The sequence below is a fragment of the Actinoplanes sp. NPDC048796 genome (assembly GCF_040650035.1).
Lineage (GTDB): Bacteria > Actinomycetota > Actinomycetes > Mycobacteriales > Micromonosporaceae > Actinoplanes.
In genome coordinates this window covers 1-25481 of sequence record NZ_JBEZGO010000032.1, presented here as the reverse complement: position 1 = coordinate 25481, position 25481 = coordinate 1, and the positions used below count along the sequence as shown (strand labels likewise).

At 71.0% G+C, this 25481-nt stretch carries 25 protein-coding genes and 1 pseudogene; 20 read left to right on the top strand and 6 right to left on the bottom strand.

The features are described 5' to 3' along the window. Positions 1-492 precede the first annotated feature (492 nt). Positions 493-1137 carry an NAD(P)H-binding protein gene (locus tag AB0C26_RS46235; protein ID WP_360261723.1) on the bottom strand — a complete coding sequence of 215 codons (645 nt, stop codon included), beginning with the start codon at positions 1135-1137 and terminating at the stop codon, positions 493-495. A 635-nt stretch (positions 1138-1772) separates the two neighbouring features. Here AB0C26_RS46235 and AB0C26_RS46230 point away from each other — a divergent pair. The 3 genes from AB0C26_RS46230 to AB0C26_RS46220 all read left to right on the top strand — a co-directional run bounded on the left by AB0C26_RS46230 (position 1773) and on the right by AB0C26_RS46220 (position 2970). Then, positions 1773-2030, top strand: a complete 258-nt coding sequence (locus tag AB0C26_RS46230; RefSeq protein ID WP_360261721.1) for a hypothetical protein — start codon at positions 1773-1775, stop codon at positions 2028-2030. Between the two features lie 64 nt (positions 2031-2094). Next, positions 2095-2541 (top strand): DUF4383 domain-containing protein, encoded by a 447-nt coding sequence (locus AB0C26_RS46225; protein WP_360261719.1) that lies wholly within the window; start codon positions 2095-2097, stop codon positions 2539-2541. 93 nt (positions 2542-2634) lie between these two features. Continuing rightward, on the top strand, positions 2635-2970 hold the full coding sequence (locus tag AB0C26_RS46220) for a DUF2795 domain-containing protein (RefSeq protein WP_360261716.1): 336 nt from the start codon (positions 2635-2637) through the stop codon (positions 2968-2970). Between the two features lie 290 nt (positions 2971-3260). Here the strand turns inward: AB0C26_RS46220 and AB0C26_RS46215 are convergent, their stop codons facing one another. The 3 genes from AB0C26_RS46215 to AB0C26_RS46205 are packed head-to-tail and all read right to left on the bottom strand — an operon-like array spanning position 3261 to position 4954. After that, positions 3261-3962: a hypothetical protein gene (locus AB0C26_RS46215; RefSeq protein WP_360261713.1), complete on the bottom strand. Its 702-nt coding sequence runs from the start codon at positions 3960-3962 to the stop codon at positions 3261-3263. A gap of 51 nt (positions 3963-4013) precedes the next feature. Beyond that, positions 4014-4661 carry a 2-phosphosulfolactate phosphatase gene (locus tag AB0C26_RS46210; RefSeq protein WP_360261711.1) on the bottom strand — a complete coding sequence of 216 codons (648 nt, stop codon included), beginning with the start codon at positions 4659-4661 and terminating at the stop codon, positions 4014-4016. An 11-nt stretch (positions 4662-4672) separates the two neighbouring features. Then, positions 4673-4954, bottom strand: a complete 282-nt coding sequence (locus AB0C26_RS46205; protein WP_360261709.1) for a hypothetical protein — start codon at positions 4952-4954, stop codon at positions 4673-4675. 62 nt (positions 4955-5016) lie between these two features. Here AB0C26_RS46205 and AB0C26_RS46200 point away from each other — a divergent pair, with 62 nt between their 5' ends. The 7 genes and pseudogenes from AB0C26_RS46200 (at position 5017) to AB0C26_RS46170 (ending at position 12619) form a co-directional block, all read left to right on the top strand. Further along, positions 5017-5886 carry an aminoglycoside phosphotransferase family protein gene (locus tag AB0C26_RS46200; protein ID WP_360261707.1) on the top strand — a complete coding sequence of 290 codons (870 nt, stop codon included), beginning with the start codon at positions 5017-5019 and terminating at the stop codon, positions 5884-5886. 49 nt (positions 5887-5935) lie between these two features. Continuing rightward, positions 5936-6895 (top strand): annotated as a pseudogene (locus AB0C26_RS46195) (MoxR family ATPase); the annotation flags it as partial. Beyond that, positions 6895-7818, top strand: a complete 924-nt coding sequence (locus AB0C26_RS46190; RefSeq protein WP_360261705.1) for a DUF58 domain-containing protein — start codon at positions 6895-6897, stop codon at positions 7816-7818. The pseudogene AB0C26_RS46195 and the gene AB0C26_RS46190, both read left to right, overlap by 1 nt. After that, positions 7815-8765, top strand: a complete 951-nt coding sequence (locus tag AB0C26_RS46185) for a VWA domain-containing protein (protein WP_360261702.1) — start codon at positions 7815-7817, stop codon at positions 8763-8765. Before AB0C26_RS46190 ends, AB0C26_RS46185 begins: the two co-directional genes overlap by 4 nt. Before the next feature lie 20 nt (positions 8766-8785). Beyond that, the gene (locus tag AB0C26_RS46180) at positions 8786-9469 is read left to right on the top strand and encodes a response regulator transcription factor (protein WP_360261699.1); all 684 of its coding nucleotides are present in this window, start codon (positions 8786-8788) and stop codon (positions 9467-9469) included. After that, complete coding sequence (locus tag AB0C26_RS46175) at positions 9466-10626, top strand: HAMP domain-containing sensor histidine kinase (protein WP_360261696.1); 1161 nt, start codon at positions 9466-9468, stop codon at positions 10624-10626. Before AB0C26_RS46180 ends, AB0C26_RS46175 begins: the two co-directional genes overlap by 4 nt. A 55-nt stretch (positions 10627-10681) precedes the next feature. Next, positions 10682-12619 (top strand): SpoIIE family protein phosphatase, encoded by a 1938-nt coding sequence (locus AB0C26_RS46170; RefSeq protein ID WP_360261693.1) that lies wholly within the window; start codon positions 10682-10684, stop codon positions 12617-12619. Positions 12620-12625: 6 nt separating this feature from the next. Here the strand turns inward: AB0C26_RS46170 and AB0C26_RS46165 are convergent, their stop codons facing one another. Next, positions 12626-13423 (bottom strand): PaaX family transcriptional regulator C-terminal domain-containing protein, encoded by a 798-nt coding sequence (locus AB0C26_RS46165; RefSeq protein WP_360261691.1) that lies wholly within the window; start codon positions 13421-13423, stop codon positions 12626-12628. Between the two features lie 97 nt (positions 13424-13520). Between AB0C26_RS46165 and AB0C26_RS46160 the strand changes: the two genes are divergently transcribed. The 8 genes from AB0C26_RS46160 to AB0C26_RS46125 are packed head-to-tail and all read left to right on the top strand — an operon-like array spanning position 13521 to position 21291. After that, positions 13521-14687 carry an ABC transporter substrate-binding protein gene (locus tag AB0C26_RS46160; RefSeq protein ID WP_360261689.1) on the top strand — a complete coding sequence of 389 codons (1167 nt, stop codon included), beginning with the start codon at positions 13521-13523 and terminating at the stop codon, positions 14685-14687. After that, positions 14687-15454 carry an ABC transporter ATP-binding protein gene (locus AB0C26_RS46155; protein WP_360261686.1) on the top strand — a complete coding sequence of 256 codons (768 nt, stop codon included), beginning with the start codon at positions 14687-14689 and terminating at the stop codon, positions 15452-15454. Before AB0C26_RS46160 ends, AB0C26_RS46155 begins: the two co-directional genes overlap by 1 nt. After that, positions 15451-16122 carry an ABC transporter ATP-binding protein gene (locus AB0C26_RS46150; RefSeq protein ID WP_360261683.1) on the top strand — a complete coding sequence of 224 codons (672 nt, stop codon included), beginning with the start codon at positions 15451-15453 and terminating at the stop codon, positions 16120-16122. The genes AB0C26_RS46155 and AB0C26_RS46150 overlap by 4 nt, the downstream gene beginning before the upstream one ends. Further along, complete coding sequence (locus tag AB0C26_RS46145) at positions 16115-16975, top strand: branched-chain amino acid ABC transporter permease (protein WP_360261680.1); 861 nt, start codon at positions 16115-16117, stop codon at positions 16973-16975. The genes AB0C26_RS46150 and AB0C26_RS46145 overlap by 8 nt, the downstream gene beginning before the upstream one ends. After that, a complete protein-coding gene (locus AB0C26_RS46140; RefSeq protein WP_360261677.1) occupies positions 16972-18012 on the top strand; it encodes a branched-chain amino acid ABC transporter permease in 1041 nt (346 codons plus the stop codon). Before AB0C26_RS46145 ends, AB0C26_RS46140 begins: the two co-directional genes overlap by 4 nt. Further along, entirely contained in the window at positions 18009-19346 is a 1338-nt protein-coding gene (locus AB0C26_RS46135) for a hypothetical protein (RefSeq protein WP_360261674.1), read from the top strand. The genes AB0C26_RS46140 and AB0C26_RS46135 overlap by 4 nt, the downstream gene beginning before the upstream one ends. Positions 19347-19403: 57 nt before the next feature. Next, positions 19404-19859, top strand: a complete 456-nt coding sequence (locus tag AB0C26_RS46130; RefSeq protein WP_360261671.1) for a MaoC family dehydratase — start codon at positions 19404-19406, stop codon at positions 19857-19859. A 4-nt stretch (positions 19860-19863) separates the two neighbouring features. Further along, entirely contained in the window at positions 19864-21291 is a 1428-nt protein-coding gene (locus AB0C26_RS46125; protein WP_360261668.1) for a long-chain fatty acid--CoA ligase, read from the top strand. Positions 21292-21482: 191 nt separating this feature from the next. Here the strand turns inward: AB0C26_RS46125 and AB0C26_RS46120 are convergent, their stop codons facing one another. Further along, positions 21483-23135 (bottom strand): hypothetical protein, encoded by a 1653-nt coding sequence (locus tag AB0C26_RS46120; RefSeq protein WP_360261665.1) that lies wholly within the window; start codon positions 23133-23135, stop codon positions 21483-21485. A gap of 1369 nt (positions 23136-24504) precedes the next feature. On the opposite strand from AB0C26_RS46120, the gene AB0C26_RS46115 reads away from it, so the two are divergent. Beyond that, positions 24505-24987, top strand: coding sequence for an RICIN domain-containing protein (locus tag AB0C26_RS46115; RefSeq protein ID WP_360261662.1), 483 nt, complete (start codon positions 24505-24507; stop codon positions 24985-24987). Positions 24988-25276: 289 nt separating this feature from the next. Continuing rightward, the coding region (locus AB0C26_RS46110; RefSeq protein ID WP_360261725.1) for a hypothetical protein at positions 25277-25481 on the top strand (205 nt) is incomplete at its 3' end.

Genomic DNA, 25481 nt, shown 5'->3' with positions numbered 1-25481 from the left:
TCCACACCTACAACTACCATCGAGCCCACACCGCGCTCGGAGGCAAGCCACCCATCACCCGAGTCAACAACGGTCCTGGTCGCTACACCTAGGCGTGGCGCAGTCCTGAGAGGGTGTTGCCCCAGAGCGGCGCGATCCTAGGAGTGGCACAGCCCGGAGGTCGACTCGCCCTGAGGTACGGCGTGGTCCCGGGGTGGCGGCTCCTAGGGCGGCGCAGCCCGGACGCCGACTCGGCCTGGAGCATGGCGCGGTCCCGGATGGCGTGGTCCCAGGGATTGTGCGGTCCTGGGATGGGGTGGTCCCGGTAATTGTGCGGTCCGGCGATGGCGTGATCCTAGGAGTGGCGCGGATCTCGGACTGGCGTGGCCTGCGAGCCCACCCGGTCGGAGACGTGACGCGGTCCCAGGGTGGCGCGGCCCTGCGGCGGCGCGGCTTGGGTGGCGCGGCCCCGGGGTGGTGAAACCCCGAGGGCGGGGCGGCGGGTTGAAAAGGTCAGTAGGCGACGGTGAAGCGGGCGCGGCGATGGGTGCCGGATTCGATTTCGTCGGCGAAAGCGATGGCGTAGTCGGCGCCTGAAATGTAGGAATTGCCCTGGCTGTCGGTGAGAAGGATGTCGCCGCCGACGCGGAAGGTGCCGGTCTTCTCGCCAGGGTTGAAGCCGCCGAAGCCGGCGGCGGGGCTCACATAGAACCAGTCGAGCGCCTCGTCGGTCGCGCGCAGGGCTACCAGGGCGTCGCGAGCGGCCAGCGCCTCGCCCTTGTAGGCGTCGGGGAAGTCGGGGGTGTCCACCAGGGCCGGGCCGCCCTCGGCCACGAGCAGGGAGCCGGCGCCGCCGACGAAGCCGAGGCGGGCGCCCTGGGTCACGGCGGCCTCGATCAGGGTGGGCAGGGCCTCGATCAGCTGGGGCTCGTCGGCCTGGGGGCCGAAGCGCAGCGCCACCACGATGTGGTCGGCGCCCTCGGTGACGCCGCGGACGAAAGCGGCGTCGTGGATCGAACCGGCGTGCGACTCGATGCCCTCGGGGAGGGTCGCGATCTTCCGGGCGACGCCTTTCACCTGGTGTCCGCGGGCGGCCAGCTCCGCGCCGATGTGGCCGCCGGCGTAGCCGGTGATGCCGAAAACAACGACCTTCGCCATGATGTGCTCCTGTATCCCTTGGATAGCTACTACCTGAAATATAGCGTCTCCGAGCTGCGAGGATGGAAGCCGGCCCCAAGAGAGCTGGACCACACGCCCGAGCGGCCGGGGCGGCGCCCTCACCGCCGGACTTCCCAGTGGCGATCTGCTGGGCCGCGCCGAGGCGGCCGGAGGTCGACAGGCCGACTGCTGGTTGCCGGAGGAGGCCCGGTCGGCCACCGAGGAGGAAGCGAGAGCACCGTACGGGCGGTGCCCGAGCTGCCGGAGCCACCGATCGGCCGACGACGCGCCCGGCCACCGCGGGCTCAGGCGGATGACCGGACGGCCGGTAGGGCCGGCGCAGGTCGTGGTCGATGCTTGTTCGGCTGCCGCTGGAAGGGACGAACAGGTGGTTCGCTCGTAGCGGGTGCTCAAGGCCGGGCGGCAGGTCCAGGGCCAGGGCGGCGCAACCGGATGATCGACAGCACGCCGGCCGGTGAGCCGGGCCTTCCTGTGACTCAGCTGTATTTTGCTGTCCACCTTGCGGTCATTCGCCGGAGTGCACAAATTTACTGAGAAACGCGTCCTAGAAGGCGAGGGTTACCGTCCATACGGACGTGCCTCTCCGAGGGAGACTGGGCCGGGAGGTTGACCCGATGGCAACGAACGACAAAGAACGAGAGTTCGCCGAGATCGTCGAGCGGCTGACGACCGATTACCCGTCGCTGGCCGGGCGGCGGCGCCCGCCCCGGCGGGTGCTGATCACGCTCGCCGTCGTGGGTGGACTCGTGTGGGGTCTGCTCTCGGTGGCGATGGTCGCCTGGGGCGTGTTCGGCGTGGCCCTGACGTGCACCATCGTCCTGCTCACGGGCGGCGCGATCGCCGTGGACGCCCATCGATGGCGACGGCGGTGAACGCGGGCGTTTGTGACGGTTCCTGACGGGCATGCGGCGCTTCCCCCACGAAAGGCAGCGCCTCATGTCCACTGCGTCGTCGGCCGGCCGCGTCACCGCGGGACGCTCACCCGTCCGTACCGCGGCCCTGGCCGTCTCCATCGTCTTCCTGCTCGTCGGTGTGCTCGGGTTCATCCCCGGCGTCACGACGAACTTCGACAGCATGACCTGCGCCGGTCACCACTCGGACGCCCACCTGCTCGGCGTTTTCCAGGTGTCCGTGCTGCACAACATCGTGCACCTGCTGTTCGGGGTGGCCGGACTCGCGCTGGCCCGGACCGCGAGCGGCGCCCGGGCCTATCTCATCGGCGGCGGCGCCGTTTATCTCGTGCTTTGGCTGTACGGGCTGGTGGTGGGCCCGGACGCCGCCGCCAACTTCGTGCCGGTCAACACCGCCGACGACTGGCTGCACCTCGGCCTCGGACTCGGCATGATCGCCCTCGGCTTCCTGACCACCCGGCGGACCACATGACCGGGCCGAGGACCGGCCGGTGCCCGAGGACCAGGTGGCGCCGTACGGTCAATCCTGACGTTTATCGCCATTTGCGACGGGAAGGCTGTCGGTATGGAACGAGGCAGCAGCAAGCACAGTCCCCGGGTCGACGACGCGCTCGAGCGCGGCGAGCGCGGCCAGGATCGCGGCCGGTCGGAAGAGTGGAAGATGGCCGAGCCGTCAGGTGAGGACCAGCCGGCCACGTCGCCCGTCGACGACGAGAACGGCCTGAGCCGGTTCGGGCGCTACATCGGCCTGTCGGCGTTGCCCGGCGACCGGGAGGCGCTGCGCCGCAGTGCCGAGACGCTGGGCGCTCCGGACGACGTCCTGGCCGACATCGACAGCCTCCCGGACGGCGAGACCTACGACAACGTGAGCCAGATCTGGGCCGCCCTCGGCCGCGGCTGAGGCGTTTCATAGCCGGCGCAGGCGACGCCCATCCACCGGCGGTACGGGCTGAGGTCGGCGTAGCACGGGCCCACGACGGGCGGCGGTGGCGGAGGATCGACCGGTTCCACCGCGAGCACCGTGGTGGCCAGCGCCACGACGGTCAAACAGCTGAGCATGCGAGCCCTCCAGGCTTCGATTCGGTATGAATCGAGCCTGGTCGGCGGCCCGCTGCCGGACATCGGGAGCGGCACCTCAGAAACGGCCCCGCACACCCTCAGCTTTCGGCGCGCCGCCTCACCACGGCGAGGTCAGTCTTTTGTTTCGATCTCGGCGCGCATGTCGGGGAAGTCGCCCTTCACGTCGACCGCGGTCTCGTAGAACCAGAGGATCATGCCGACGCTGCCCTCGTCGGCCCAGCCGCAGATGGCCACGTCCTCCTCGCCGATGACGGTGCTGCCGCACTGTGCGACCCCGCCGAGGTCGCCGGTGCTGGCCGGCGTCACTCCTTCGAGCTGGTTGACCCCGCTGAACGACTGGAACGCGGTGTCGAGCATCCGCTGCGGGTCGTCGACGTCGACCTCGGCCGCCAGGGCGGCGAAGAACTCCCGGTCGGGCAGGGAGCCGTACACGGCGCCGAACGCGTTCGCCGCGCCCGGGTAGCCCTCGAGTTCCTTCTCCAGGTCGCTCGTCAGCGTGGAGAGCTCGTCGGCCTCGATCTTGGGTTGACCGGCCAGCGTCGCCGGTTCGCTGATCGTGATGGTGTCCCGCACCGGGGTGCCCCGGCCCCAGGAGTAGTGCTCACCGACCAGGTAGAAGACCACTCCGCCGCCGACGAGCACGATCACCCCGATCGCCGCCGACAGCAGGGCGATCATCGTCGTCCGTGACCCGTTCCGGGGAGGAGCCGCCAGGGGAGCGGGATACGGCGCCGGCGGCACGTAGGGCTGGTCGTAGAGCGGCGCCGTGTGCGGGGACGACTCGTACGGGTCGACGGGCGGAGGGTAGGTCATCGACGCTCCAGGATCGGGATGCCGGCTGATGATATCGACATCCCGACAACCTCAGCCGGGCACGGCGCTGAGAGTGACCCGGCCCGACCGGACGCGGCCGACCATGGCGAAGTCCGACCGGTCGACGTCGGTACAGAACGGCAGGTCTTCCCCGGCGACGTGGCCATGCTCGGCCGCGCCGGCCCCGATCCCCGCGATCAGGTCGGCCCGGCTCGGATCGGTGCCGCGGAGAAGGCCGTCCAGGTAGGTCGCGCACGCCCGGTCCTCGGCGCCGCGCCCGGTGCAGACGAGGGTCCAGGGCGTGCCGGGGTGGTTCCCGGCGATCCACCGGGCGGTGGCCGCCACGTTCACCGCCGACGCCGCGAGCAGGGCCGCGGCGTGCGGGTGGCGGACGAGCCCGCGCGTCCCGTTCGTGGTCGCCTGGATCAGGCCCCGGCCCTCGACCCGCGCGGCCGACATCTCGAGCGGCGAGTTCCCGTAGTCGAAATCCGCCGGTTTGAGCCCGCCGACCTCACCGATGAGAAGCCGGTCGGGCCACGCCCGGCGGAGTTCACGGCCGGCGTCGGCCGAGGCCACGCACACTATCTCGGCGGCGCCGCGCTCGAACGCGACCGCCGCCGTGGTGAAGGCGCGGATGACATCGATGACCACGACGACGGTTCCGGGCGTCACCTCGGCATCCCGGCCCACGATCGACATGGGACGCGAGCTTAGTCGTGGTGGAGCCGTCGGTTCCGCCGCGTTTCCAGGGCCATCGACGTCAGCAGGGCCACGACCGACAGGGCCAGGAGTACGCCGGTGGTCACGCGGGACGCTCGCACCAGGAAGCTGGCGGCCAGGACGGCGCAGCCCAGGGCCATGCCGAACCGGGAGTACGCCTGCAGGCGGGGCTCGGGGGTGGTCCCGCGGGTCAGGGTCCGTACGCCGGAGCCGGCCAGCAGGAGCGCCACCAGGCCGAAGCCGGCGCCCGACAGAGCATCGCCCGCGTCCATGACAACACCATATGGGGGTAATCCGGTTGAGCTGGGGGGTTCCGCGACAGTAGCTTCGCCGGATGATCGACGTCGCGCTGGCCCGGGGCCTGGTGGAAGCGCAGTTTCCGCGATGGGCGGGGCTGCCGCTGCGGCCGGTGGAGAACGGCGGGTCGGATCACGTCATCTTCCGGCTGGGCGACGAGCTCGCCGTGCGGCTGCCCCGGCACGAGGGTGCGATCGGGCAGGCGCGGAAGGAGAGCGCCTGGCTGCCCCGGCTCGCGCCGGCCCTGCCCCTGGCCGTGCCGGAGCCGGTCGCGGTGGGGCGGCCCGGGAACGGGTATCCGTGGCACTGGTCGGTGTCCCGGTGGCTGGCGGGTGAGGTGGCCACGGTCGACCTGGCCGACTCGCGGGAGGCGGCCGAGGCCCTGGCGGGGTTTCTCACCGCCCTCCAGCGGTTCCCGGCCGACGGCGCGCCGCGCGAGCGGGAGGAGGCGCTGCGCGACCGGGACGAACAGACGCGGGCCGACATCGCCCGGGTGGCCGGGGTCTTCGACGCCGGGGCGCTCACCGCGGCGTGGCGGGCGGCGCTCGGCGCGCCCGGCTGGGACCGGCCGCCGGTGTGGTTCCACGGCGACTTCCACATCGGCAACGTGCTGACGGCCGGCGGGCGGGTCAGCGCGGTCATCGACTTCGGCGGCCTCGGCGTGGGCGATCCGGCGCGGGACATGATGATGGCCTTCACCCTGATGTCGGCCGGTTCCCGCCGGGTGTTCCGGGACGCTCTCGGCGTGGACGAGGCGACCTGGGTGCGGGGGCGCGGGTGGGCGCTGACGACCGGGCTCAACGCCTATTGCTCGTACGCCGCGACCGACGCCCGGGTGGCCGCCGCGACGACGCGGCAGATCGGCGAGGTGGTGCGGGACCTTCGGTTGTCTTTCGGTGCTCGCTGATGTCATCGGGAGCATGACGGAAGACTTAGCGGGCGCGCGGCTGCTGGAGCAGACGCTGTTTGAGGTCAAGAAGGTCATCGTCGGGCAGGACCGGCTGGTCGAGCGGCTGCTGACGGCCCTGCTGGCGGGTGGGCACTGCCTGCTCGAGGGTGTGCCCGGTGTGGCCAAGACGCTGGCCGCCGAGACGCTGGCGGTGGCCGTCGGCGGTGAGTTCCGGCGGATCCAGTTCACGCCCGACCTGGTGCCGTCGGACCTGCTCGGCACCCGTATCTACCGGGCGTCGAAGGAGGCGTTCGACGTCGAGCTGGGGCCGGTGATGGCGAACATCGTGCTCGCCGACGAGATCAACCGGGCGCCCGCGAAGGTGCAGTCGGCGCTGCTGGAGGTGATGGCCGAGGGGCGCGTGTCGATCGGGGGCCGCACCCACCCCGTACCGCAACCGTTCCTGGTCCTGGCCACTCAGAACCCGATCGAGAGCGAAGGCGTCTACCAGCTGCCGGAGGCGCAGCGGGACCGGTTTCTGATGCGGGTCGTGGTGGGCTATCCGACCGAGCAGGAGGAGCTCGGCATCCTGTACCGGATGAGCGCCGAGCGGCCGGCGGCGGAGCCGGTCCTCGACACCACGACGCTGACGGCGTTGCAGGACAAGGCGCGCAAGGTCTTCGTGCATCACGCGCTTTCCGAGTACGTGGTCCGGCTGGTCGTGGCCACGCGCGATCCGGCCCGGTTCGGGCTGCCCGGCGTGGCCGGGTCCCTGGCCTACGGGGCCAGCCCGCGCGCCACCCTCGGCCTGGTCGCCGCCGGGCGGGCCCTGGCCCTGCTGCGCGGGCGCGACTACGTGCTGCCGGCCGATGTGCGGGAGATCGCCGAGGACGTGCTCGCGCACCGGCTCGTGCTGAGCTTCGACGCGGTCGCCGACGGCGTCGAGCCGGAGCACCTGGTCCGCGAGATCGTCGCCGCGGTGCCGCTGCCGTTGATCGCGCCCGCCCAGCGGCAGGAGGCGGCCTGATGGAGGCCGAGCGGCGGCTGCGCCGGCTCGAACTCGTCGTGACGCGCCGGCTCGACGGGTTGCTGCACGGCTCGTACCTCGGCCTGGTGCCCGGTCTCGGCAGCGAGCCGGCCGGAAGCCGCGAGTACCGGCCGGCCGAGGACGAGGTCCGCCGGATGGACTGGGCGGTGACCGCGCGCACGACCGTGCCGCACGTGCGGACCGTCGACGCCGACCGGGAACTGGCCACCTGGGTGCTGGTCGACGCGAGCGCCAGCATGGACTTCGGCACGGCCGAACTGGAGAAGCGGGAGCTGGCCGTGGCGGCGGTCGCGGCCGTCGGCTTCCTCACGCTGGGCAACGGCAACCGGCTCGGCGCTTGCGTCCTGACGCCGGAGGGGACCCGGCGTTTCCCGGCCCGCACCGGCCGCACCCCGCTGATGGGCGTCCTGCGCGCCCTGTCGGAGTCGCCGCGCGCCACCGGAGCCGCGTCGCTCGCCGAGGGGATGCGCACGCTGCCGGCGAAGAGCGGCCTCGTCGTGATCGTCTCGGACTTCCTGGACGGGCTCGACCAGGACGGCCTCGGCCCGGGGCGGCCCGAGTGGGAGCAGCCGCTGCGCCGCCTGGCCGCCCGCCATCAGGTGCTCGCGGTGCAGGTCGGCGATCCGCGCGAGCACGAACTGCCCGACGTCGGCATCCTCACCCTGGTCGATCCGGAGACCGGGCGCCGGCGCGAGGTGCCGACGGCAAGCCGTCGATTGCGGGAGAGGTACGCGGCCGCGGCCACCCGGCAGCAGACCACCATCGCGGCCGCGATCCGCCGGGCCGGTGCCGCGCACCTGCCGCTGCGCACCGACCGGGACTGGGTCGCCGACATCGTCCGGCACGTGCACGCCCGCCGGCGGCTGAGCCGTGCCGCCACCAGGAAACGAGGATCAGCATGAGTTGGCTTTCGCCCGAACGGCTCTGGCTGCTGCTCGGCGTCGCGGCGCTGGCCGGGGCGTACGTGTGGGCCCAGCGCCGCCGCAGCCGCTACGCCGTCCGCTTCACCAACCTGCGCCTGCTCGACCGGGTCGCGCCGAAGCGTCCCGGCTGGCGCCGGCACGTGCCCGCGAGCCTGTTCCTGGGCATGCTGGCGTTGCTGGTGGCCGGGTTCGCCCAGCCGCAAGCCGAGGTCGAGGTGCCCCGGGAGCGGGCCACCGTGCTCGTCGCGGTCGACGTCTCCCGGTCGATGCTGGCCGACGACGTGGCCCCCGACCGGCTCGCGGCCGCGAAGGCGGCCGCCCACGAGTTCGTCGCCGACCTGCCCGGGCCGTTCAACGTGGGCCTGGTCGGGTTCGCCGGCACGGCCTCGGTCGTCGTGCCGCCGGTGACCGACCGGGAGGAGCTGGCCCGCGGGATCGACCGGCTCTCCGACGGTTCGGCCGGCCGGGCCGGCACGGCGATCGGCGACGCCATCGCGGCCGCGCTCGACCAGATCCGTACCCTCGACGCCCAGGCCGGCGAGGACACTCCGCCGGCCCGCGTGGTCGTCCTGTCGGACGGCGCCAACACCTCCGGGCAGGAACCCACGGTGGCGGCCCGGGCCGCCACCGAACTCGGCGTCCCGGTCGACACCATCTCGTTCGGCACCCCCGAGGGCCGGATCGAGGGCGGCCAGGCGGTGCCGGTCGACGGGGAGACGCTGCGCTCGATCGCCGAGGCCACCAGCGGGCAGTACTTCAAGGCTTCCAGTTCGCAGGAGCTGCGGGACGCGTACGCCGACATCGGCAGTTCCGTCGGCCACGAGACCGAGGTCCGTGACATCTCGGCGAGATTCATCGGCGTCGGTCTGGTCCTCGCCCTCGCGGCCGCGATGTTCTCCCTGCTGTGGTTCAGCAAACTCCCATGAATGCGACGCACAGTCGGGGAATGCGCCTTCTGGTTGTTGAGGACGAGGAAGATCTGGCGGAAGGCCTGCGGGTGGGACTGGCCCGCACCGGTTACGCGGTGGACGTCGCGGGCGATGTGGCCCAGGCGTACGACCGGCTGACCGTCAACGAGTACGACCTGATGCTGCTGGACGTGAACCTGCCCGACGGGGACGGCTTCGCGCTGTGCCGCTCGCTGCGGACCGGCGAGACCCCGACGCCCGGCCCGGGTGACCTGCGGGTCCTGATGCTGACCGCGCGCGGCGGCCTGGACGACCGGGTGCGCGGCCTAGACGAGGGCGCCGACGACTACCTGGTGAAGCCGTTCCACCTGGCCGAGCTGCTGGCCCGGGTCCGGGCGCTGCTGCGCCGCGACACCGCCGGCGGCTCGGCCCGGCTCACCGTGGGCGACCTGGTGCTCGACACCGCCCGGCACCGGGCCACCCTCGGCGGGGAGCCGCTCGCGCTGACGCCCAAGGAGTTCGGCGTCCTGGAGTACCTGATGACCCGCCCCGGGCACGTGGTGTCCAGCGAGGAGCTTCTCGAGCACGTGTGGGACGCCAACGCCGACCCGTTCACCCAGACCGTCCGGGTCACCGTCGGCACGCTGCGCCGCAAGCTGGGCGAGGGGTGGATCGGCACCGTGGTCGGCCGCGGCTACCGGCTGCGGGAGGCGACGCCGTGAGGTCGCTGCGGGCCCGGCTCACGGTGATCTACTCGACCGTGCTGTTCGCCCTGGCCGGGCTGACCCTCGGCGGCATCTACCTCGCGATCGCGCAGACCACCGAGCCGCGGCCGATCACCGAAAGGACGGGCCGGCTCTACGAGGACCGCCAGTACCGGGGCGAGGTCACGTTCGCCGAGGTCGGCGAGATCGAGGCGGCCGTCAACTACAACACCATGACGAACCTGCGGCGCTATTCGCTGTACGCGCTGGGCGGGCTCTTCGTGGCCAGCCTGGGCGTCGGCTGGGTGCTGTCGGGCCGGGCGCTGCGGCCGGTCGGCGCGATCACCCGGACCGCCCGCGAGATCCAGGCGACCGACCTGTCGCGGCGGATCCGGCTCGACGGCCCGCGCGACGAGCTGCGTGACCTGGCCGAGACGCTGGATTCCATGCTGGACCGGCTCGACCACGCGTTCCAGGCCCAGCGGCAGCTCATCGACGACGCCTCGCACGAGCTGCGCAGCCCGCTGGCCATCATCCGGACCAACCTGGACGCGTCGCTGACCGCGCCGGACGCCACGCCGGAGGAACGCGGCCGGGCCGTGGCGGTGGTCGACCGGGCCACCACCCGCATGTCCCGGCTGGTCGAGGACCTGCTGGCCACCGCCCGGCGCGAGGCCGACACCACCGACACCGACGTGGACCTGGCCGTGGTGGCCCGGGAGGCGGGGGAGGAGTCGCTGGCCCGCGAGCGCGGGCTGCGGCTGGCCTACGCGACGGCGCCCGGGCTGCGGCTGATCGGCGACGCCGACGCGCTGCGGCGCGCGGTGGGCAACCTTCTGTCGAACGCGGTACGGCTGGCGCCACCCGCTTCCACGATCACCGTGGCCGCCGGCCGTACCCCATCGTGGTTGTGGCTGGCCGTGGCCGACGAGGGGCCCGGCATCGCGGCCGGGGACCTGCCCCGGGTCTTCGACCGGTTCTGGAAGGGGCCGCAGCGCGGCACCGAGCGGCGCACGGGCCTGGGCCTGGCCATCGTCCGGCAGATCGCCGAGTCGCACGGGGGCCGGGTGGCCGCCCACTCGGAACCCGGCCGGGGCAGCACGTTCGTGCTCTGGCTGCCCGCCGCCGGGCGGACCGGAGAGGAGCCGCCGCCGCCGGGCAGCCCATGGCCGTGATGATCCGGCAACGATAGGGTTCGTCCGGGATCGGGCGCGCGCCGGGGAGGCACGGTTGTCAGCTGAGGACATTGGCGACGCCGAGACGGTGCGGCGCGTCTTCGAGCGGATGCCCATCGCGATGCTGGCCATGGAGGGTCCCGAACACCGGATCATCGCCGTCAACGCGCTCGCGCGCGAGCTCAGCGGCCGGGCCCACCAGGTGGGCGGCACGGTGGCCGAGGTCTTCCCGGCCGCCCTGACCCAGCAGGTTCTCGCCATCCTCGACCGGGCGTACCGCACCGGAGTCACCCAGAAGGCGCTGGAGTGGCGGCTCCAGCTCGAGCACGACGACGGCAGCCGGCCCGAGAGCTACTTCGACATCGTGGTCACCCCCCACCGCGACGACTCGGGTGCCGTGGTCGGTCTGTCGCAGTACTCGGTCGAGGTGTCGGACCGGGTCCGCGAGCGTGAGGCCGAGCGGCAGCGGGCCGAACGGGCCGAGCGGCGTTACGCCCGGGCCCGCGACGTCGTCGTGGCGATGCAGCTGGAACTGCTGCCGGGCGGCCTGCCGGTGCTGCCGCGGGCCCGGGCCGCCGCCGGATATCTGCCGGCCGACGCCGACACCGCCGCGGGCGGCGACTGGTTCGACGCCCTGGCCCTGAGCGACGGCCGGCTGGCCCTGGTCCTGGGCGACGTCGCCGGTCACGGCGTCGCCGCCTCGGCCACCATGGGCCAGCTCCGCGCCGTGGTGCAGGACAGGCTGCTCGACGACGGCGACATCACGGTCGCCCTGGCCGCGGCCAACCGGCTGGCCGGGCGGCTGCCGGCGGCCCGCGGCGCCACCATCTGCGTCGCCGTCCTCGACCCCGCCGACGGCACGCTCGAATACTGCACGGCCGGGCATCCGCCGCCGCTGCTGGTCGGCGCGGGCGGGCCGAGCCGCTACCTGCCGGCGACCGGCGCGCCGCCGCTCGGCGGCGGCGACCATTTCCCGCTCGGCGCCGACCGCCTCGCCGTCGGCGACCTGCTGCTGCTGGTCAGCGACGGCCTGATCGAGCGGCCCGGCCGGGAGTACGCGGAGAGCCTGGTCGAGCTGGCCAACGTCGCCGAGGACACGGCCGGTGACCGGGTGCTGCGCGACTCGGGGCTCACCGTGGCCCAGCGGGTCTGCGTGCAGACGATCGAGCTGCTGCTGCGGCCCACCGGGCACACCGACGACGTGACGATGCTGGCCGTGCAGCGGGTGCCGCCGCCGTCGCCGTTGGGGCTGTCGCTGACCGCCTCGACGGCGGCGATCGGCCGGGCGCACGTCGCGGTCGGCGAATGGCTGCGCGCCCTCGGCGCCAGCGACAAGGACATCGCCGGGATCCGCCACGCGGTCAGCGAACTGGTCACGAACTGCGTGCAGCACGCGTATCGCGGCGGCCCGCCCGGCCGGGTGCGGCTGAGCGCCGAGCTGGACACCGGCGGCGAGGTCCGGGTGGAGGTGGCCGACGACGGCTCCTGGCACGAGCATCCGCCGGCCGTCACGGGCGGGCTCGGCCTGGTCCTGGTCGAGCAGATGGTCCACCAGTTCCGGCTCCGGCGCGGCCACCGCGGCACGACGGCCGAGATCCGCCACCGGATCACCACCCCGGCCCGGCTGCTGATCGCCGAACGGATCGGCCCGTCCCCGGCCGGCGAGCCCGACCTGCTGCTGGTCCTCGACCAGCCGGCGGCGCCGGCGCCCCGGGTGCGGCTGGACGGCCCGATCACGCTGGCCACGGCGGGGTTCCTGGCCAAGGAGCTGCAACGTTTCACGCTCAACGGCACCCGCTCCCTCACCGTCGATCTGACCGGTGTGACCCTGCTGGCCAGCGCCGGCGTGGTGGTCTTCCAGCACGCCGTACGCCGCGCCGCCGACCAGGACGGCGACCTGGTCCTGTACGCCCCGGCCGGCAGCCCGGCCCAGCACGTCCTGACCCTCTCCGCCCTGCCCCACACGACCACCGACCCGCACACCGGGGCGTAGCACGCCTCAGGGGTTCAGGTATTCGAGGACCTCCTCGGCGATGCGTCGGGCCGGTTCGGCGTAGGCGGTCTCGAGTTCGCGGAAGACCTTCTGGGCGCGGGCGGCCGGCCAGTCGGCGGGGAGGTGTTCGACCGGCAGGCGGGGGTCGCGGCGGATCGCGTGCAGCCACTCGGCGATCAGGCTCAACCGGGCCGCGAGGGGGTCGGACAGTGGCGGCGGGCCGTCCCAGCGGGCCAGGAAGTCGTCGTAGCGGGCGGCCAGCGCCGCCAGGTCGTACGCGTCGGAGACCATCGCGCCGATGTCGGTGAGCGCGCCGGCCCGGGCGTGGAAGACCCGCGCGTGGGCCTCGAGGCCGAGGTCGCTGACGATCTGCTGCACGCCGACCTCGCCGGGGGCGATCCACAGCCCGCCCTGTATCGGCCCGAAGCCCGACCAGGCCAGCTGGGAGCGCAGGTCGTGCCGCTGGCGCTGCCACGACTCGGGCAGCGAGAAGCTGAGCAGCGTCCACGTGCCGTCCCAGTGCTCGTCGACCGCGCCGCCCCAAATGCGGGTGCGGCCGTCGCGCAGCAGGGCGGTCGAGCGTTCGGTGAGCCCGAAGTACATGCGCCGGCCGGCGCGCTGCCGCTGGAGCAGGTCACGGCTGACCATGCGGGTCAGGGTGGAGCGGGCGGCGTGCGACGAGATGCCCAGGCGGCCGCAGACGTCGATCACGCTGCCGGAGAAGACCCGGACGTCGCGGTCGAGCACGAAGTCGCCGAACAGCATGAGCAGCAGGGTTTGCGGCCGGGCCTCGGTCAGCGGCATGGGCTAGATATTAGGCAGATTGTTGACGGCAGTGGAAGATGCGCCTAACTTCGGGGTTCATCGAAGTCTGACAATGGTCCGTAACGGGAGGCAACCCGTGCGCAGATCCGTTCCGCTCCTCGCCTTCGCCCTCGTCCTGGCCGCCTGCTCGTCCGCCGGCGGCGGTGACTCCGACGACACCATCCAGGTCGGCCAGATCGTCTCGCTGACCGGCAACTACTCGCCGCTCGGCACCGAGAACCAGAAGTCCGTCGCCCTCGCCGTCGACCAGATCAACGCGGCCGGCGGCATCGACGGCCGCAAGATCTCACTGACCGTCAAGGACGACAAGAGCCTGCCCGACCAGGCCGTCCTCGCCTTCAACGAGCTCAAGGGCGACTCCGACGCCATCATCGGCTCGCCCTTCTCCAACTCCGCCCTGGCCACCGTTCCGCTGGTCGACCGCGAAGAGATCCCGTACCTCTCCCTCACCCCGGCCGACGAACAGGTCAAACCCCTCCATCCGTACGTCTTCGTGGTGCCCGCGCTCTCCGGCACGTACGCCGAGGCCGCCCTGCAGTACTTCCAGGACCAGAAACTCACCAAGGTCGCGGTCGCCTACGACACGAAGAGCAGCTACGCCGTCGCCGGATTCAAGGGCCTCGAGGCCAAGGCCGGGCAGTACGGCGTGACGCTGAACCCGATCGAGCAGTTCCAGACCACGGCGACCGAGTTCGGCGCGGTCTTCACCCACGTACGCTCGTCGGACGCCCAGGCCCTGATGGTGTGGGCCACCGGCGCGCCCGCCGTCGCACTGACCAAGCAGTACGCGGCGAGCGGCCTGAAGATCCCGCTCGTGCTGACCGGCGCCCAGGCCAGCAAGCTGTTCCTCGACCCGGCCGGCGCGGCCGCGGAGGGCGCGGTGGTGGCCGGCTCCATCGGCATCGTCGGCGACACCCTGCCGGCCGGCGAGCAGAAGGCGGCCATCGAGGAACTGTCCACGGCGTTCGAGGCCAAATACGGGTACCCGCCCCCGCAGTTCGCCCAGGACGGGTACAGCGGTGTCAAGCTGCTCGCGGCGGCGCTGAAGGCGGCCGGTGGCACGGACAAGAAGAAGGTGCGCGACGCCCTGGAGGGCCTGACGCTCACCACGCCGAACGGCACCTACAAGTATTCGGCCACCGACCACAGCGGACTGACCACCGACTTCATCGCCATCACCACGGTGACGAAGGGCGCGTTCGTGCCGACCGACTACTCGGCGCGGAAGCTGGGCGGGCGCTGATGACGGGCGCCGCGCTCGCGGTCTCCGGCGCGTCCCGGTCCTTCGGGGGCGTTTACGCCGTACGCGACGTCGACCTGCACGTCCGCCCGGGCGAGCTCCGGGCGGTGATCGGGCCGAACGGCGCCGGGAAATCGACGCTGTTCGCCCTGATCGGCGGCCAGCTCGCCCCGGACGCCGGCCGCGTCGAGCTCGACGGCGTCCGTGTCGACCGGCTCGCGGCGCACCGCCGCGCCCGCCTCGGCGTGTCGGTGGTGTTCCAGGCGGCCCGGATCTTCCACGGTCTGACCGCCCTGGAGAACGTGATGGTCGGCGCCCACAGCACCACCCGGGCCGGCTTCCTGGCCGGGGCGCTGCGGCTGCCGTCGCACCACCGGGCGGAGCGGGAGATCCGTACCCGGGCCCTGGAATGCCTGTCCCTGACCGGCCTGGCCGGCTGGGCGTCCCGGCCGGCCGAGGACCTGCCACTGGGCCAGCAGCGGGCGCTGCAGCTGGCCCGCGCCCTGTGCGGCGAGCCCCGGCTGCTGCTGCTCGACGAGCCGGCGTCGGGCCTGCGGGCGGGGGAGCGCGAGCACCTGGCCACGCTGCTGGCCTCCCTGCGCCGTTCCGGGCTGACCATGCTGCTGGTCGAGCACGACGTCGCCTTCGTCATGCGCCTGGCCGACCAGGTCACCGTCCTCGATCTGGGCCGCGTCATCGCCTCGGGGTCCCCGGCCGAGGTGCGCGCCGACCCCCGGGTGATCGCCGCCTATCTGGGGGCGAGCGCATGACGCTCGTGGACGTGTCCTCACTGACCGTGCGGTACTCGGGCGCGACGGCCCTCGACGACGTTTCGCTCCACCTCGACGAGTCGGAGATGGTCGCGCTCATCGGCGCCAACGGGGCGGGGAAGTCGACGTTGGTGAAGGCGCTCTCCGGGCTGGTCGAAGCCGACGCCGGGCGGGTCACCGTCGACGGGCGGCTGGCGCAGGTGCCCGAGGGGCGTGAGGTCTTCGCCGACCTCAGCGTGGACGACAACCTGCGCCTCGGCGGGTGGCGCAACGGGCGGCGGGGCCGTGACACCTCGGGCATCTACGAGCTGCTGCCGGCGCTGGTGCCACTGCGCCGCCGGGACGCCGGGACCCTTTCGGGCGGACAGCAGCAGATGGTGGCGATCGGCCGGGCCCTGATGGCCCGGCCCGACGTGCTGGTGATCGACGAGCTCAGCCTGGGCCTGGCGCCCCTGGTCGTGGAAACCCTCGTCGGCCACCTGCGGACGCTGCACCGCGAGCGGGGCCTGGCCGTGCTGCTGATCGAGCAGAACGCGCGCCTGGCCCTGTCGCTCTGCTCACGCGCGTACGTCCTGGAAGCCGGCCGGATCGTCCTGGCCGGGGACGCCGCGATGTTGGCCGCCGACGAGCGGGTGACCGCGGCCTATCTGGGCGGCCACTATGAGTGACTTCCTCGGCTACCTGCTGACCGGCCTCGGCATCGGCGCCGGCTTCGCCCTGGTCGCCAGCGGCCTGGTCGCCATCTACCGGGTCACCGGCGTGGTCAACTTCGCTCAGGGCGCCTTCGCCGTCATCGCCGCCATGCTGACCTCGTCGCTGCTCACGGCCGGCCTGCCGCACGTCCTGTCGGAGTCGCTGGCGGTCGTCGTGGCCGCCGTCGTCGGCGTTCTCGTCGGCGTCGTCGCCATCGGCAGACCGGGCACCGACCCCGGCACGTCGCTCATCGTCACCCTCGGTCTCGGCGTCTTCGCGTACGCGGTCGAGATCGTCATCTGGGGCGACCAGCCCCGCTCCTTCGCCGGCCTGTCCGGCGTCGCCACCGTCGGTGGTGCCCGGATCCAGGCCCACTACCTGCTCATCGTCGCCGTGACGGTGCCCGTCTTCGTGGCCCTGGCCCTGTTCTTCACCCGCACCGACCTCGGCAAGGCCCTGTCCGCCTGCGCCTCCAACAGATACGCGGCCCGTGTCGTCGGCATCGACGTGCGCCGCATGGGCCTGCTCGCCTTCGCGCTCGGCGGCGCCCTGGGCGGCCTGGCCGGCGTCCTCACCACCCCCGTCCAGCAGGTCACCTTCGACAGCGACGTCACCCTGATCGTCAACGGCTTCGCCGCCGCCGTCCTGGGCGGCCTCACCCGCCCGGCGGTCGCCCTGACCGGCGGCCTGCTGCTCGGCGTCGCCCAGACCCTGATCGCCGGCTACGGCGGCGGCGCCTACCAGCTGGAAGTGGCCCTCCTGCTCATGCTCACCGTCATGATCGTCCAAGCCGCCCGGTCGGGCCCGGTCCGGGAGGCGGCACGATGAGATACCTGACGGTCGCGGTCGCCGTGGTCACCCTGGCCCTGCCGCCCCTGCTGCCGGAGAAGCAGCTCTCGGTCTACATCCTGCTCGGCCTGGCCGCGACGGTCACCGCCGGTGTGTCCCTGCTGATGGGGTACGCCGGGCAGGTGTCCCTGGGCCAGGCGGCGTTCTACGCGATCGGCGCCTACGCGGCCGGGTTGCTGGCGGTGCACGGCGTCCCCTCGGTGGTCGGCCTGCTGCTGGCCCCGGTGGCCGCGGCGGTGGCGGCGGTGCTGCTCGGGGCGCCGCTGCTGCGCCTGCGCGGGCATCACCTGGCGTTCGCCACCCTGGCCGTACAACTGATTCTCCTGTCCCTGCTCGGTCAGGGAACATGGGCGGGCGGTGCCATCGGCTTGCAGGGCATCCCGCGCTTGTCCGGACTGAAGGACGACATCGGTTACGCGTACGTCGTCTGGGCCGTCCTCGCCGTGGTGCTGCTCATCTCCCGCAACGTGGTGGCCTCGCGCGCCGGCCGGGCCTTGCGGGCGGCCGCCACGAGCGAGACGGCGGCCGCGGCCAGTGGGGTCCCGGTCGGCGGCTACCGGCTGGCGGTCTTCGCCCTGTCGGCGGCGTTCGCGGGCCTGGCCGGCGGGGTCTACGCGTTCTATCTGGGCTACCTGGCGCCCGGCTCGTTCCCGGTGCTGCTCTCCATCGAGTTCGTGGTCATGGCCGTGGTGGGCGGCCTGGGAACCATCGCCGGCCCCGTGGTCGGCGCCGCGGTGATCGTCCTGCTGGTCCAGATCCTCAACGAACTCGGCACTCAACCCGGCATGCCCAGCTACGCACCGAGCGTCCTGTCATACGCCGTCTACGCCGTGCTCCTGGTCGTGGCCGTCCGCTACATGCCCAAGGGCATCGTCCCCACCGCCCGCCGCCTCACCGCCCGCTTCCTACCCACCGCCAGTAACCAACCCGCATCCCGCACCCCGCCGGATGAACAAATCCGAAATATCACGCCGGACAACGCATCTTCTTCGGCATCCTTGGAGGAACGCGCATGAGAACCCGTCGCGTCACCGCTGCGATCGCGGGCCTCGCGGTAGTCGTGGCCGGGCTGGCCGCGCCGGCGTCGGCCGTCGCGCCGGCCGTCACCCACGTCGAGGGCACGCTGCCGTCGGGGGCGGCCTACGTCTTCGACGTGCCGGAGGCCTGGAACGGCACGGTTCTGCTTTACAGCCACGGCTACACGCCCAAGGGCGCGCCCAACCCGGCACAGAACGCGCCCAGCACCGGCGTGCGCGACACCCTGCTCGACAGGGGGTACGCGCTGATCGGATCGTCCTACGCTGACACCGGCTGGGTGCTGGAGCAGGCCCTGCCCGACCAGGTGGCGACGCTCGACGTGTTCGGGGCCCGATTCGGGAAGGCCCGGCGCTCACTGGCCTGGGGGACCTCGCTGGGCGGGATGATCACCACGGGTCTCCTGGAGCGGTATCCGGCGCGGTTCGTGGGCGGGCTGGCCATGTGCGGGCTCGAACAGGGCGGCGTGGCCAACTGGAACAACACGCTCGACCCGTTGTTCGCGTTGCGGACGCTGCTGCTTCCGGGCAGCGACCTGCCCCTCGTACGGCTGACGGACCAAACGACCGCCTCGGCGTCGATCGCGGCTCTGAACGCGGCACTGGCGACCGCGCAGGAGACGCCGGCCGGGCGGGCGCGGACGGCACTGGCGGCGGCGTTGCACAACATTCCGGCCTGGCCCGATCCGGCGCTTCCGGAGCCCGCGCCGGGCGATGACGAGACGGCGCAACGGAACCAGGCCCGGGCGCTGGGAACGACCATCTACGTGGGGCTGTCGTGGCGGCAGGAGGCGGAGAGCCGCGCGGGCGGGAACATGTCGTGGAACACCGGCGTGGACTACCGGCGCATGCTGGCGAAGTCGTCGCTGCGGGCGGAGGTCGACGCGCTCTACCGGGCGGCCGGGGTGTCGCTCGACGACGACCTGCGGGCGCTGGCCCGGGCGCCGCGGATCAGCGCCGACCCCCGCGCCGTGGCCTACATGGCGCGGAACCTGTCCTTCACCGGACGGCTCAGGGACCCGCTGCTGACCATTCACACGACCGGGGACCCGCTCGTGCCGGTGCAGGTGCAGAGCGCGTACCGGGAAGCGGTCCGCTCGCCCGAACTGCTGCGGCAGGCGTTCGTGCACCGGGCCGGGCACTGCACCTTCACCGACGGGGAGATGCTGGCGGCGCTGAAGACCTTGGAACGGCGAGTCGGCCTGGGCTACTGGACGGGAACGTCGCCCGAGGCCCTGAACGCGCTCGCCTCGTCCTCGGACTTCGTGCACTACCGGCCCGCGCCGTACCCGCGTCCGTTCACCGCGAAAGTGTGAGACGGCAGTCGCAGCCGCGCCGGGCGAGAATTCCCGAAGACGAAAGGGGCTTCATACATGATCACCGTCAACGGCATCGACGAACTCAAGACCCTCACCGGCAAGGACCTCGGGCACAGTGCCTGGCTCGAGGTCACCCAGGACCGGGTGAACCAGTTCGCCGAGGCCACCGGCGACCACCAGTGGATCCACGTCGACGTCGAACGGGCCAAACAGGGACCGTTCGGGGCGCCGATCGCCCACGGCTACCTCACGCTGTCGCTCGTCATCCCGTTCTTCTCCGAACTCCTGCAGGTCGGCGGCGTCTCGATGGGCATCAACTACGGCCTGGACAAGGTGCGCTTCCCGTCCCCGGTCAAGGTCGGTTCGAAGATCCGCCTGGCCGCGACGGTGGACGCGGTGACCCCGGTCGGCGGCGGGGGAGCGCAGGTGAAACTCACCTTCACCGTGGAGATCGACGGCTCCGACAAGCCGGCCTGCGTCGCCCAGCCGATCTACCGCTACTACCCCTGACGCCATGAACAGGGGACTCGGCTCCTGGCCGGCGCGGCGCGCCGCCATCTCGCCCGATCGGGTCGCGCTGGTCTTCGGGGACGCTTCTTGGACGTACGCCGAACTCCGCGACCGGATCTCCCGGCTGGCCCACCGCCTGCGCGTGGCCGGCGCCGACCGGGGCGACCGGGTCGCCTACCTCGGGCCGAACCATCCGGCGCTCGTCGAGACGCTGTTCGCCACCCACCTGCTGGGCGCGGTCTTCGTCCCGCTGAACTCCCGGCTGACGGCCGCCGAGCTCCGCTACCAGCTCGACCATTCCGGCGCGCGGATCCTGATCCGCGCGCCGGAGTGCGCTGACGTGTCGGCCCCCACGACCATTCCCCTGTCCTCGTTGTCGGCGCTTCCCGAGGGCCCGCCCATCGAGGCCGACGTCGCGTTGGACGACCCGGCCCTCATCCTCTACACCTCGGGCACGACCGGCCGCCCCAAAGGCGCGGTGCTCACCCACGGAAACGTCACCTGGAACACGTACAACCTGCTCGTCGGTGTCGACGTGGCCGGCGACGAGGTGACCCTGATAGGCGCCCCGCTCTTCCACGTGGCGGCGCTCAACCAGTGCCTCCTGCCGACCGTCCTGAAGGGCGGCCGCTGCGTCATCATGCCGTCCTGGAACGTCGACCAGGCCTTGGATCTGATCGAATCGCAGCGGGTCACGTGGATGTTCGGCGTCTCGGCGATGTTCGCGGCCCTCGCCCGATCCCCGCGCTGGCCGCACACCGACCTGTCCTCGCTGCGCTGCGTGATGAGCGGCGGCGCCGCCGTCCCGCCCGCGCTGATCCGCGCCTACCAGGAGCGAGGTCTCACGTTCTGCCAGGGCTACGGCATGACCGAGACGGCCCCCGGCGCGACCTTCCTGGAGGCCCGCGAAAGCCTCGACCACGTGGGCTCGGCCGGCGTCCCGGTCTTCTTCACCGACGTTCGCGTGGACGGCAACCCGGGGGAGGTGCTGGTCCGCGGCCCCAACGTGACCCCCGGCTACTGGAACGATCCGGCCGCCACCGCCGGCGCCTTCACCGACGGCTGGCTCCACACCGGCGACATAGCGGAAGTCGACCCGGGCGGCCATTTCCACATCCTCGACCGCCTCAAGGACATGTACATCTCCGGCGGCGAAAACGTCTACCCGGCCGAGGTGGAGGCGGCCTTGTTCACCCATCCCGGCGTGGCCGAGGCCGCCGTGATCGGCATCCCTGACGAGAGATGGGGCGAGGTGGGCCGAGCCTTCATCGTCCCGGCCCCCGGCCCGACACCCTCCACAACCGAGCTGCGCGACCATCTCATCGAGCGCCTGGCCAAGTACAAGATTCCCGCCGAGTTCACCTTCGTCGACGACCTGCCCCGCACCGGTTCGAACAAGGTCCGCAAAGCCGACCTCCGAAAATTGCGTTGAGAGCGCGCCCGGCGCACTCGTAGCAAAGACCGGTGGCGTAGCCGGCCAGCTGACGCCGCCGCCGTCCCCCTGGGGGACCGGCGGTTTTTCATCCGGGTACGAATCCCTCGCTCTCCTCCACGTCGCCGTAGCTCGGCGGGTCAGAGCACGGACCTGACAAGTCCGCTGGAGCGTCACCCGCATGGCATGGACTACGGAGTCTGCCGACCCGACGGGAGGCAACGATCTGCCGGCTGCCACACGTCGTATCCGGCCACGCGCCGGTGCTTCTCCCATTGGCAATCCGAGCTGGCCAGGACGGTATTACGGGAATCGTCGGAGCGGAACACGTAGGCGGCTCGTGGATCGGCCTGCACGGCGGTCCGGTAGGGCAGGTAACGGTCGAGCCCTGGATGCAGGCCATCGGCAGGACCGCCGAACAGAACGGCGCAGATCACCTTTTCACCGCTGAGGAACGTCAGCCGGTTGCACTCGAGGTAACCGCTGTAGACGTGCGTTACGCCGTCACTCCGCAGAGCATCGAGTAGTTGGCGACGGGCCGCCTCGGTGGGCCCCTGGGAGGCGTCGCGGTATGCCTGCGCGGTGCCCAGGACCAGCGTGAGCGCGACGATGGCGAGCACCGCATTCCGCACGATGCCGCCGAGCCTGGGTGCCACGGAGCGCAGCCCCCACAACGCACCTACAACAGCGGGTGTGGCGATGACGGCTCCGATGATGTATCGGAAGTTGTTCGCCGGGGCGACTCCCGGTGTGGGGCTGGCGGCGAACGCTACGACGGTCAGACCGGCGGCGATGAGCATCGCCAACCTGGTGTAGTTCTGTGCCCGGCTGGGTTCACCACCGTTTCGCTGATCCGGTGCGGCGCGACGGTTACGCAGCACGCGGATACAGGTAGCGACTCCCATGGCCCACAACACGAGGACGGCGACGCCCCACAGCGTGGACGGGATGTCGTCGGTCGGGGGATGCCAGCTTCCGGGATAGCCGAAGTAGAGCGCCGGAGGAGAGTTCGGGTGCGCGATCGCGGAGCCCCCGGTGACGTACGACAGGCTGGTCGTCACGGTGTTGATCACCTGGGCGGCAAGCCCTGGCGATTGTTGCCCGTTGAGGCCCGTGCCACCGCTGAGGTACATGTTCACCACGCTGACCACACCGCTGTCCCGCCACGGGCGACTCAGGTCATACGCGATCCAGGGCGCCGCACCGATGAGCAGACCAGCGCCGAGCGCCCACCACCGGCCGGGAATCACCGCCGCCCGCTGACGGAGGGCGATCCAAACGAGAGCCGCGGAGGTGAGTACGAACGGGGCGATCAGTACGGTGCTCCACAACCCGAGCGTCGCGGCGACGCCCCAGCCGACCAGACGCCACCGCTGCGCCGACGCGTGGCTGGGGTTCTCGGGCGTGTCCAGCAGACGGTGGCCGAGCAGGAGCAGCAGCGTACCGGCAAGCAGCGTTTCCGGGATAGCACCCTGAGCGACCAACTGATGGCCGTACAGCTCCCGGGACCCGAGCGCCAGAAGCCCCACCGACACCAACGCCACCGACGTTCCGTACAGACGCCGGGCCAGCACATACATCGCGGTGAGAAAGAGAAGGAACAACAGCAACATCGGGACACGCAGCGCAACCAGCGACGGGCCGAACACCCAGAACGCCGCGGCGGCGAGATACGCCTCGGCCGTTCCCATGTAGGACTGGCCGTACATGAAGCTCGGGAAATGCCGACCCTCGGCGATGTGCATCGCCATGATCCCCATCGTGGCCTCATCGCTGTTGCTGGCCGGCCACTCCAAAATGAGCAAACCGACACGGACGGCGGCGGCGACAATGAGTATCAGCACCAGCCACAGTGGCCGCGACCAGCGCAGATTCGGCCGGACCGGTACGTCTTCACGCGTACTCGGCTCCGTCACAGCAGCACGGGCCCCTCGCTCAGCGGGTACGCGTGCGCGGGGCGCCGACGAGGAGGGATCACGTGCCACAGTGCCGCGGCCGGACGAACGCGGTCTAAGATCTTGATCGACATCCCCACCCATGCTCAACGGTACGGGGCGGAAAGTCAAAAGGTTCAATGCGGACGCGGCGGAGATATCGTCGCCACGGTGATCCGCCAGTGAAGTCCCTGAAGTGGTGTAACGCGGTGGGCGTGATCGTCGGACAACGGATCCGGCATAGACCGCGGCCATCGCGTGATCTTTCGAGTGAAGGTCTCACGGAACTCTCGAAGGCATTTATCGCGGTGACCGCACAACGCATCATCGCGCCACCTGGTACCTGCTCGGTGTCTCGACTCGCCGGATGGCAGCCGACCTCGACGCCCAGGTCCACGCGTTCCACACCCGCCCGTTGAACGAGTCGGGGCCGGGCCAAGGTCGCTACCAGCGAGACCGGGGCAGGCCGATCTGGGCCGAACAACCCGAACGAACGCCTGAACAAGGAGATTTGGCGCCGCACCGACGTGGTTTTTATCTTCCAAGCTTGATTCGCCGCAGATGCGCCTGATGAGGTGCTTCCGCGCGAAACGTCGAGACACGGTCCGCTATTGACGTTCCTGATCATGGCCCAGCTCTCGATTCCGAGGCCGCCCTTTTTGCAGGTTAATGTACTGGTAGTTGCCGTTGATCAGATGGATACGTTGGCAATATCCCGCTGGCGAGGACACCGAGTCCTGGAAGACATGGTTGCCCGAGGTTTTCGCCATGTAAAAGGCGCGACTTGAGGTCGATGAGGCCGGTGTAATTGCCCGCGCCCAAAACGCTCAACACGATGCTGGCAACCACATTTTATCTCAACGTCAACCCCGGCCCCTTCGTGTCATCAATCCTGCCGAGTCCGTTTCACCATGATCGATGGCACATGATCGTCTGTCAAGTTCGCGAGCCGAGTAAGTTTTCCTCGACCGGGCGATCGGCACTGGAGATTCCGGCTGTTCTTGCAGCTCAAGGTAGTGGGGGACAACCTAAAAGATCGATGCATGTTACGATCCAAACAGGACAGCGACCAGGCGGCGACTCCAATCCCGATAGGGAGCCTCGGGGTGGCCGGCCTTAATCGTGTTTGTCCAGCCGTACTCTGACTAAGCCAACTCCAACGGGGACACGGAAGCGGGCGCATAGGCCGAGGTGGGCGGACCATCTTCACTATCTGGTTGACATTACCAATCGAGCGACGCTAATGTCTTGCCGACCAAGTTCCGAGCAAGGAGTTCAAATGCGTCTGAAGAAGTTCGTTAGCGCGGCAGCTGCGGCGGCTATGGTCAGTGCCCTGCTCGCGGTGCTCTCTCCCACCGCCGCGCATGCCGCATCAAGCTATAAGCTCAAGAATGCAGGTGGCCGGTACGTGACGGTTAGTGGCACCTATCTTGTTATGGGCAGCAGCACCAATCTGACTTTCACGGACTGCTGCGGGGAGGGAAATTACCTGACCCTCTGGAACACCTCCTCCAACAAGAACTTGGGCCTCAGCGGGAACAGCACCGCGAGCGGGACCCGAGCGGTCCTTGCGGCTGGTTCGTCCTCTAACACCCAGGACTGGCAGTGGGACCCGGCCACTCTCACCACTTTCCAGCTGAAGAACCGGGCGAACCCGAACATGTGTCTCGGAATTTCGGGTGGCCAGACCGGCACCAACGTCGCCATCTTCGCCTGCGCGACTGGCCAGATTCCCAACAACCAGCTGTGGTTGCGCGCCTAACCAGCTGTGGCCGCAGGTCTCAGCGGGCCTAGAGCCGGCGAGACCAGCAAGGTCGCCGCTGTACGAGCATGAAGCGGGCACAGGAGTCACTGATCACGAGTGTCAACACACTCATGATCACAGACTTCCTGTGCCCGCTGTCTGTCACGCCCCGGTTCGACGCTCGGCTCGTTCCCGAGCACCCTCACCCACGGCCACGTGCGTCAGTACCAGGCTGCAGCCCGTAACACGTTGATCGGCCTCGCCGGCCGAACACCGCTACTGGCCTGGCACGGACACACTGTGCTTCGTGGACACCGACTCGATGCTGCGCCGGGTCCACGGCAAGATGCAGGTGCGTCTGCCGAGCTTCACGCCCAGTGGCAGATCGCCCGCAAGGCACAGTCATCGCAGCGCATCCTGGGCCTGCCCCGTTTTGACGGACATCCGAGATCAGGAGCCGGTAGGGCTCCGGGAGGATGTCCAGCATCATGGAGAGCGTGGGAAAGAAGCGA

What these genes read in the sequence shown, in the direction of transcription:
- AB0C26_RS46235 (WP_360261723.1), bottom strand. Translation starts at nt 1,137, where the DNA reads ATGGCGAAGGTCGTTGTTTTCGGCATCACCGGCTACGCCGGCGGCCAC.
- AB0C26_RS46230 (WP_360261721.1), top strand. Translation starts at nt 1,773, where the DNA reads ATGGCAACGAACGACAAAGAACGAGAGTTCGCCGAGATCGTCGAGCGG.
- AB0C26_RS46225 (WP_360261719.1), top strand. Translation starts at nt 2,095, where the DNA reads ATGTCCACTGCGTCGTCGGCCGGCCGCGTCACCGCGGGACGCTCACCC.
- AB0C26_RS46220 (WP_360261716.1), top strand. Translation starts at nt 2,635, where the DNA reads ATGGAACGAGGCAGCAGCAAGCACAGTCCCCGGGTCGACGACGCGCTC.
- AB0C26_RS46215 (WP_360261713.1), bottom strand. Translation starts at nt 3,962, where the DNA reads ATGACCTACCCTCCGCCCGTCGACCCGTACGAGTCGTCCCCGCACACG.
- AB0C26_RS46210 (WP_360261711.1), bottom strand. Translation starts at nt 4,661, where the DNA reads ATGTCGATCGTGGGCCGGGATGCCGAGGTGACGCCCGGAACCGTCGTC.
- AB0C26_RS46205 (WP_360261709.1), bottom strand. Translation starts at nt 4,954, where the DNA reads ATGGACGCGGGCGATGCTCTGTCGGGCGCCGGCTTCGGCCTGGTGGCG.
- AB0C26_RS46200 (WP_360261707.1), top strand. Translation starts at nt 5,017, where the DNA reads ATGATCGACGTCGCGCTGGCCCGGGGCCTGGTGGAAGCGCAGTTTCCG.
- AB0C26_RS46190 (WP_360261705.1), top strand. Translation starts at nt 6,895, where the DNA reads ATGGAGGCCGAGCGGCGGCTGCGCCGGCTCGAACTCGTCGTGACGCGC.
- AB0C26_RS46185 (WP_360261702.1), top strand. Translation starts at nt 7,815, where the DNA reads ATGAGTTGGCTTTCGCCCGAACGGCTCTGGCTGCTGCTCGGCGTCGCG.
- AB0C26_RS46180 (WP_360261699.1), top strand. Translation starts at nt 8,786, where the DNA reads ATGCGCCTTCTGGTTGTTGAGGACGAGGAAGATCTGGCGGAAGGCCTG.
- AB0C26_RS46165 (WP_360261691.1), bottom strand. Translation starts at nt 13,423, where the DNA reads ATGCCGCTGACCGAGGCCCGGCCGCAAACCCTGCTGCTCATGCTGTTC.
- AB0C26_RS46155 (WP_360261686.1), top strand. Translation starts at nt 14,687, where the DNA reads ATGACGGGCGCCGCGCTCGCGGTCTCCGGCGCGTCCCGGTCCTTCGGG.
- AB0C26_RS46150 (WP_360261683.1), top strand. Translation starts at nt 15,451, where the DNA reads ATGACGCTCGTGGACGTGTCCTCACTGACCGTGCGGTACTCGGGCGCG.
- AB0C26_RS46145 (WP_360261680.1), top strand. Translation starts at nt 16,115, where the DNA reads ATGAGTGACTTCCTCGGCTACCTGCTGACCGGCCTCGGCATCGGCGCC.
- AB0C26_RS46140 (WP_360261677.1), top strand. Translation starts at nt 16,972, where the DNA reads ATGAGATACCTGACGGTCGCGGTCGCCGTGGTCACCCTGGCCCTGCCG.
- AB0C26_RS46135 (WP_360261674.1), top strand. Translation starts at nt 18,009, where the DNA reads ATGAGAACCCGTCGCGTCACCGCTGCGATCGCGGGCCTCGCGGTAGTC.
- AB0C26_RS46130 (WP_360261671.1), top strand. Translation starts at nt 19,404, where the DNA reads ATGATCACCGTCAACGGCATCGACGAACTCAAGACCCTCACCGGCAAG.
- AB0C26_RS46125 (WP_360261668.1), top strand. Translation starts at nt 19,864, where the DNA reads ATGAACAGGGGACTCGGCTCCTGGCCGGCGCGGCGCGCCGCCATCTCG.
- AB0C26_RS46115 (WP_360261662.1), top strand. Translation starts at nt 24,505, where the DNA reads ATGCGTCTGAAGAAGTTCGTTAGCGCGGCAGCTGCGGCGGCTATGGTC.